Here is a 7,362-nt window from a genome sequence, read left to right as displayed (position 1 = left end):
CTTCTCTTCGTGTCCGAGGCGCTCCCGCCTAGAACGGCTCGAAGTCGTCGTACGCCTTCTCCGCGTCGTCACGCTCCGCGTCCCGGTCCCGGCGGCGCTGAGCCGCGGGACGGGGCGCCTCAAGACGGTGGTCCTCGCCGCGACGCCCCAGCATCTCCGCACCGGCCATCACCGACGGCTCCCAGTCGAAGACGACCGAGTTCTCCTCGGGGCCGATGGCGACGCCGTCGCCCGTGCGCGCGCCCGCCTTCATCAGGCCTTCCTCGACGCCGAGGCGGTTCAGCCGGTCCGCGAGATAGCCGACGGCCTCGTCGTTGTTGAAGTCCGTCTGCCGCACCCAGCGCTCCGGCTTCTCGCCGCGCACGCGGTAGATGCCGTCGTCGCCGAGCTTGACGGTGAAGCCCGTGTCGTCCACGGCCTTGGGCCGGATGACGATACGGGTCGCCTCCTCCTTCGGCTTCGCGGCACGCGCCGCCGCCACGACCTCGGCGAGCGCGAAGGAGAGCTCCTTGAGCCCCTTGTGCGCCACGGCCGACACCTCGAAGACGCGGTAGCCGCGCGCCTCGAGGTCGGGGCGGACCAGGTCCGCGAGGTCCTGGCCGTCCGGTACGTCGATCTTGTTCAGGACGACGACCCGCGGCCGGTTCTCCAGGCCCGCGCCGTACTGCCGCAGCTCCTCCTCGATGATGTCGAGGTCGGAGGCGGGGTCACGGTCGGACTCCAGCGTGGCCGTGTCCAGGACGTGCACCAGGACGCTGCACCGCTCGACGTGCCGCAGGAACTCAAGGCCGAGGCCCTTGCCCTGGCTGGCACCCGGGATCAGACCCGGCACGTCGGCGATCGTGTAGACGGTCGATCCCGCCGTCACCACGCCGAGGTTGGGGACCAGCGTCGTGAAGGGGTAGTCCGCGATCTTCGGCTTGGCCGCGCTCAGGACCGAGATCAGCGAGGACTTGCCCGCGCTCGGGTAGCCCACGAGCGCGACGTCAGCGACGGTCTTGAGCTCGAGGACGACGTCGCCGGCGTCACCCGGCTCGCCGAGGAGGGCGAAGCCGGGCGCCTTGCGGCGGGCCGAGGCCAGCGCGGCGTTGCCGAGGCCGCCGCGGCCGCCCTGCGAGGCGACGTACGTCGTGCCCTGGCCGACCAGGTCGGCCAGGACGTTGCCGTCCTTGTCGAGGATGACGGTGCCGTCGGGCACGGGCAGGACCAGGTCCTGGCCGTCCTTGCCGGAGCGGTTGTCACCGGCACCGGGAGCGCCGTTGGTGGCCTTGCGGTGCGGGGAGTGGTGGTAGTCGAGCAGCGTCGTGACCGACTGGTCGACTACCAGGATCACGTCACCGCCACGGCCGCCGTTGCCGCCGTCCGGGCCGCCGAGCGGCTTGAACTTCTCACGGTGGACGGAGGCACAGCCGTGGCCCCCGCTACCCGCGGCGACGTGCAGCTCGACGCGGTCCACGAAGGTGGTCATGGGATGTGCCTCCAGTGGGGGTACCCCCGGCCGGAGGCTGGGGGAGATACGAAATGTCAGGGGCGAAATGCCCCTAGGTGTAACACGCGAAGGGCGGACCCGCTTCCCGGCAGGGAAGTGAGGTCCGCCCTCGCGAAGAACCTGTTCTACGGAAGCCTGATTCAGGCGACCGGAACGATGTTCACGACCTTGCGGCCACGGTGCGTGCCGAACTCGACCGCACCGGCGGCCAGCGCGAACAGCGTGTCGTCCTTGCCACGGCCGACGCCCGAACCGGGGTGGAAGTGGGTGCCACGCTGGCGGACCAGGATCTCACCGGCGTTGACGGCCTGACCGCCGAAGCGCTTCACGCCGAGCCGCTGAGCATTGGAATCGCGCCCGTTCCGAGTGGACGATGCGCCCTTCTTGTGTGCCATGTCTCAGTCCCTTACTTCGCAGCCGTGGGGATACCGGTGACCTTGATCGCCGTGTACTGCTGGCGGTGACCCTGGCGACGGCGGTAGCCGGTCTTGTTCTTGTAACGAAGGATGTCGATCTTGGCACCCTTGTGGTGGTCCACGACCTCGGCCGTGACCTTGATACCGGCAAGCACCCACGGGTCGCTCGTCACAGCATCGCCGTCGACAACGAGCAGCGTAGAGAGCTCTACGGTGTCGCCAACCTTGGCGGTGGGAAGCTTGTCAACCTCAACGATGTCGTCGACAGCAACCTTGTGCTGGCGACCACCGCTGCGCACGATGGCGTACACGGATCTCTCTTTCGCTCGGAACGGGACCCCCGAAGTCCAGCCGCCCGCATAACACGGTCGGCCTCTCCCGAACGCCAGGCGGCCGGAAGGAATCAGGTTTACAGGGGTAGGGCGTACCTATTGACACGCCGACGGTCAAGATTACGGGGCTCACCCGGAAGGGTCAAACCGGCTTCTCGCCGTCCGGCGGCAGAGGCTTGACGCCCTTGCACAGATCGGTGGCATCGGCCTTGCCCGGCCATGCCACGGCCCCCACGCGGTCGAAGTGCCGGCGGTACGCGTCGTGCACCGAGTCGTCGTCGACCTTCACGATCGCCTCGTCGTTCTCGCGCAGGGCGGGCGCCGTGTAGTTCTGCGAGCCGGTGAAGGAGATCTTGTTCTGCTTGCCGTCGTACTTGCCGTCGATCAACAGGTACTTCGAGTGGATGATGTAGGGCGTCACGAGCTTGGTGCCGGGGTGCAGCGGGTCCCGGTCGTCGTTATAGCAGCGCATGGTGGGCCCGCCGGACTTGTGCAGCCCCTCCCAGGTGCCGGGGGTGCCGCCCTGGCTCTTGGCGCTGTCGGTCTCCGCGTACAGGATGCTCACCGTGCAGCCCGCCTTCTTGAGCGAGACGAGCTTGTCGGCGATCTGCTTCCGGGTGATCTTGAAGATCGAGGCGCGGACGTTGGTGTGCCGGGCCACCCCCGCCGCGTCCTTGTAGTTGCACTGCACGTTGTTCAGGACCGAGTACATGGTGTCGGTCTCGTTGACCGTGCCGGAGCGCGGGAAGAAGTACGCCTTGTAGAGGCCGTCGCTGACCGTGCGGTAGTCCCAGTTCCGCCAGTCCTTGCGGATCATGTCGGCGAAGTAGTCGGCGTAGGCCTCGTACATCGTCGGGTTGTTCGGGAGCTGCAGCGCGTCGTTGAAGAACTTCGTGTGCGCGGAGGGCGTCGAGTTCGACGTGGTCTGTACGACGACGTCCCTGGCCCCCTCGACCTGCGAGAACAGCCAGAACTTGTTGTGCATGATCGACTTGCCGTACTTCGGATCGCCCAGACAGGACTTGTCCGCCGGGCAGAGCGTCACGAAGGACGACTTGTTCCTGTCGGTGCCCAGCGCCGACGCCAGGGTGCTGTACGAGGTGTTCGTGGGGCGATCGCTCCTGCTGGTCTCGTCGAGCAGCATCTGTACGTGCACGCCGCGCTTCTTGGCCGCCACGAGCGCGTCGACGACCGAGGCCTCCCACACGTGGTAGACCGCGACCTTGATGGTCGACCCCGGCACCGCGGCGTTCGTCAGCTCGATCAGGCGCGTCCGGATCGCGTACTGCTGCTCGGGAGTGCCCAGCGGATCGTTGAAGATCGGCGCCTCGGCCAGGGACGGCTCCCCCTCTGCTGCCCCCGCGCTGCCCGCGGCGCTGACCGTCTGGATCCCCGCCGCCGACAGGATCGTGGCCAGCGCGACGGCCTGGCGTCCGCCCTTGATCTGTTTCTCGGCACGGTGACGTCCCGTGCCTCTCAGGCGACCGTGCGCCATGGTGCATTCCCTCCCCAGACGCGACCGGAACGTCTCCCCAGACGCCACGCTCGCGTGCCCGTTCATCAACCGCATGAGTTTTACAGGTACTTCACTCTGATCCAAGTTCACCAAAAAGGTGTCCCCGGTGCGGTGAGATCACCGCACCGGGGACACCCGGACATACGTACGGACTACGAAGGACGAGGTCAGCCCTCGTCGGCCGCGGAGGCCTTGACGCCGGCCGGCGTCTGCTCCGCAGCGGCGGTCTTCTTCGTCGTCTTCGACGCCTTCTTGGCCGTCGTCTTCTTGGCGGCCGTCTTCTTGGCCGCGGTCTTCTTGGCGGCGGCCTTCTTCGCGGGCGCCTTCTTGGCGGCGGTCTTGCGCGCCGTCTTCTTGGCCGGAGCGGCTTCCTCCGCGGGCGCCTCGGCGTCCGCAGAGGTCGTCTCAGCAGCCTTCTCCGGGGCCTGCGGAGCCTCCGTCGCCTTCTCGGCCGACGGGACGACCAGGACGGCCGCCTCGGCGGACGCGGTCGGCGCGGTGGCCTTGCGGACCGCACGGCGGCGCGGACGGGCCGGGGCGGCGTCGGCGGGGGCCTCGGCCACCGGCTCGGCGGCGACGACCGGCTCCGCGACGGGCTCCGCCTTGGGCGCCTCGGCGACGATGACCTCGGCGGCCTCCGGCTCAGCGCTCTGCGCGGCCTTCGGCGAGCCGGCGGGCGACGTCGCCTTGCGGGTCGCACGACGGCGCGTACGGCCCTTGGGGGCGGCGTCGGCGGCGTCGGCAACGGGTGCCTCCGGGGTGGCCTCGACGGCGGCGGGCTGCGGGGCAGCCGCTTCCTCCGCCGGGACGACCGGAGCCTCGACGACCGGGTCCTCGGCGGCCGGAGCCTCGGCCGTGGCGGCCTTCCGGGACTTGGACCGCTTCTTCTCCGGCTTCTCCGACTTCGGGGCGGACTCCGCGACGGGCGCGGTCTCCGCCTTCGGGGCGCCGGCCGGAGCCGAGGCCCGGCGGGTCGCCCTGCGGCGCGAACGGCCACCGCGGGACGCCGCGGCCTCGGCCTCGTGCGCGCTGCTGTAGAGCTCCTCGTCCGGCACGAACTCGGGCTCGGGAAGCGCCACCGGGGCAGCGGCCTCCGCCGCGACCTCGGCCTCGGACTCCACCTCGTCGGCGCTGTCGTGGGTCTCGTGGCCCTCGTGCTCGTGCGTGTGCTCCTGGCCCTGCTCGGAGCCGCCGCGACCGCGCTTCTTGCGCTTGCCGCCGCCACCGGCGGACGTCGGCTGCTCCATGTGCACGATCACGCCGCGGCCGTTGCAGTGGACGCAGGTCTCGGAGAAGGACTCCAGGAGGCCCTGGCCGACCCGCTTGCGGGTCATCTGCACGAGACCCAGCGAGGTGACCTCGGCCACCTGGTGCTTCGTACGGTCACGGCCCAGGCATTCGAGCAGACGCCGCAGGACCAGGTCGCGGTTGGACTCGAGCACCATGTCGATGAAGTCGATGACGACGATGCCGCCGAGGTCACGCAGGCGCAGCTGGCGCACGATCTCCTCGGCCGCTTCGAGGTTGTTCCTCGTCACGGTCTCTTCGAGGTTGCCGCCCTGCCCGGTGAACTTGCCGGTGTTGACGTCGACGACGATCATCGCCTCGGTCTTGTCGATCACCAGCGAGCCGCCGCTTGGCAGCCAGACCTTGCGGTCCAGGGCCTTCATCAGCTGCTCGTCGATGCGGTACGTCGCGAAGACGTCGACCTCGGAGGTCCAGCGCTGCAGGCGGTCGGCCAGGTCGGGGGCGACGTGCGAGACGTACCCGTGGATGGTCTCCCAGGCCTCCTCGCCGCTGACGATGACCTTGGAGAAGTCCTCGTTGAAGATGTCGCGGACGACACGGACGGTCATGTCCGGCTCGCCGTACAGCAGGCTCGGCGAGCTCGTCGAGGCCGCCTTCGCCTTCTTCTGGATGTCCTCCCACTGCTGCTGCAGACGCTCGACGTCACGGCGCAGCTCGTCCTCGCTCGCGCCCTCGGCCGCGGTGCGCACGATGACGCCCGCGTCCTCGGGGACGATCTTCTTGAGGATGGTCTTCAGACGCGCGCGCTCGGTGTCGGGCAGCTTGCGGCTGATGCCGGTCATCGAGCCCTCGGGCACGTAGACCAGGTAGCGGCCGGGCAGCGAGACCTGGCTGGTGAGGCGGGCGCCCTTGTGGCCGATCGGGTCCTTCGTGACCTGCACGAGCACCGACTGGCCGGACTTGAGGGCCGACTCGATGCGGCGCGGGCCGTTGGCCATGCCGAGGGCCTCGAAGTTGACCTCACCGGCGTACAGGACCGCGTTGCGGCCCTTGCCGATGTCGATGAAGGCGGCCTCCATGGACGGCAGCACGTTCTGGACCTTGCCCAGGTAGACGTTGCCGACGTACGAGGTGGCCTGCTCCTTGTTGACGTAGTGCTCGACGAGCACGTTGTCCTCGAGGACGCCGATCTGGGTGCGCTCGCCGTTCTGGCGTACGACCATCACGCGCTCGACGGCCTCGCGGCGCGCGAGGAACTCGGCCTCGGTGATGATCGGCACCCGGCGGCGGCCCTGCTCGCGGCCTTCGCGGCGGCGCTGCTTCTTGGCCTCCAGGCGGGTCGAGCCCTTGATGGACTGGACCTCGTCGGCGCCGGTGCCGGGCTCGCGCTCTTCCTTCTTGCGCGGCTCGCGGACCTTGACGACGGTGCGCTCCGGGTCGCCGTCGCCCGCGTCCGCGTCACCGGAGTCACCGGCACGACGGCGACGGCGACGACGGCGACGGCTGCTGCTGGAGCCGGCGCCCGCGCCGTTGTCCTCGTCCTCGTCGGACTCGGACTCGTCCGCGCCCTTGGCGTCCTCGGTGTCCTTGGCGTCCTCGGCGGTGTCCGTCCCCGCGTCGGCGTCCGAGTCCTGCTGGTCGCCGGAGTCGTCGGCGGACTCACCGCGGCGGCGGCGACGGCCACCACGACGGCGACGGCGGCCGTGGCGCTCACCGGAGTCGTCGGACTCGTCGTTGTCGTTGTTGTCGTTCTCGTGGTCCGCGGCGGCGTCCTCGGCCTCTTCGGGCTCGGGGGCCTCGGCCTCGGCGGGCTGCGCTGCGGCCTTGGCGGCGGGCTCGCGCTCGGCGGCGGGCTGCTCGTCGGAGGCCCGGCCGCGGCGACGGCGACGGCGCGGACCCGTCTCCTCCTCCGCCACGGGGGCGGCGGCCACGGGCTCGGCCTCGACCTCTTCGGCGGGCTCGTCGGCCGCTTCGGCGGCGGCAGCGGCGGCAGCGCTCTCGGGGGTCTGGAACATCGGCGCGGCGAACACCGGCGCCTGGAAGACGGCGACGGCGGGGCGCGGCTTCCTTCCGGAACCCTCCTCGCTGTCACCGGCACGCGCCTTGCGGGCCCGCGTCGGGGCGGGCGCCGAGAATCCGGCGGCGGCCTTGCGGGTGGCACGGCGGGGACGGCGACCGCTGGGCGCGTCCTCTTCGGCGGGCTCCGCTTCGGGGGTCTGCTTGGCGGCGGACGCGGCGGGCGCGGCATCGGCCTTCGGCTCGGCGGCGGGGGCCTGCTCGGCGGCCTGCGGCTCGGCGGCGGGCGCGGACGAGCCACGGGTGGCGCGGCGGCGGGCACGGCGCGGGGCGGCGTCGCCGGAC

General features: G+C 70.5%; 5 protein-coding genes. All 5 read right to left on the bottom strand.

Going from position 1 to position 7,362, the window contains the following annotated elements; all coding sequences use genetic code 11:
- Window positions 1-28: 28 nt before the first annotated feature.
- Window positions 29-1,468 (bottom strand): GTPase ObgE, encoded by a 1,440-nt coding sequence (gene obgE, locus ACWFR3_RS46135; protein WP_453740724.1) that lies wholly within the window; start codon window positions 1,466-1,468, stop codon window positions 29-31.
- Window positions 1,469-1,629: 161 nt separating this feature from the next.
- On the bottom strand, window positions 1,630-1,884 hold the full coding sequence (gene rpmA / locus ACWFR3_RS46130; protein ID WP_389907192.1) for a 50S ribosomal protein L27: 255 nt from the start codon (window positions 1,882-1,884) through the stop codon (window positions 1,630-1,632).
- An 11-nt stretch (window positions 1,885-1,895) separates the two neighbouring features.
- Window positions 1,896-2,216, bottom strand: coding sequence for a 50S ribosomal protein L21 (rplU, locus tag ACWFR3_RS46125; RefSeq protein WP_160505004.1), 321 nt, complete (start codon window positions 2,214-2,216; stop codon window positions 1,896-1,898).
- Window positions 2,217-2,379: 163 nt separating this feature from the next.
- Complete coding sequence (locus ACWFR3_RS46120; protein ID WP_453740723.1) at window positions 2,380-3,732, bottom strand: phospholipase D-like domain-containing protein; 1,353 nt, start codon at window positions 3,730-3,732, stop codon at window positions 2,380-2,382.
- Between the two features lie 188 nt (window positions 3,733-3,920).
- Window positions 3,921-7,362, bottom strand: a 3,442-nt coding sequence (locus ACWFR3_RS46115) for an Rne/Rng family ribonuclease (RefSeq protein WP_453740722.1), incomplete at its 5' end; no start/stop codon positions are given.

Source organism: Streptomyces sp. NPDC055189 (genome assembly GCF_053606765.1).
This window is presented reverse-complemented; position numbering and strand designations above follow the sequence as displayed.

What these genes read in the sequence shown, in the direction of transcription:
- obgE (WP_453740724.1), bottom strand. Translation starts at nt 1,468, where the DNA reads ATGACCACCTTCGTGGACCGCGTCGAGCTGCACGTCGCCGCGGGTAGC.
- ACWFR3_RS46120 (WP_453740723.1), bottom strand. Translation starts at nt 3,732, where the DNA reads ATGGCGCACGGTCGCCTGAGAGGCACGGGACGTCACCGTGCCGAGAAA.
- rpmA (WP_389907192.1), bottom strand. Translation starts at nt 1,884, where the DNA reads ATGGCACACAAGAAGGGCGCATCGTCCACTCGGAACGGGCGCGATTCC.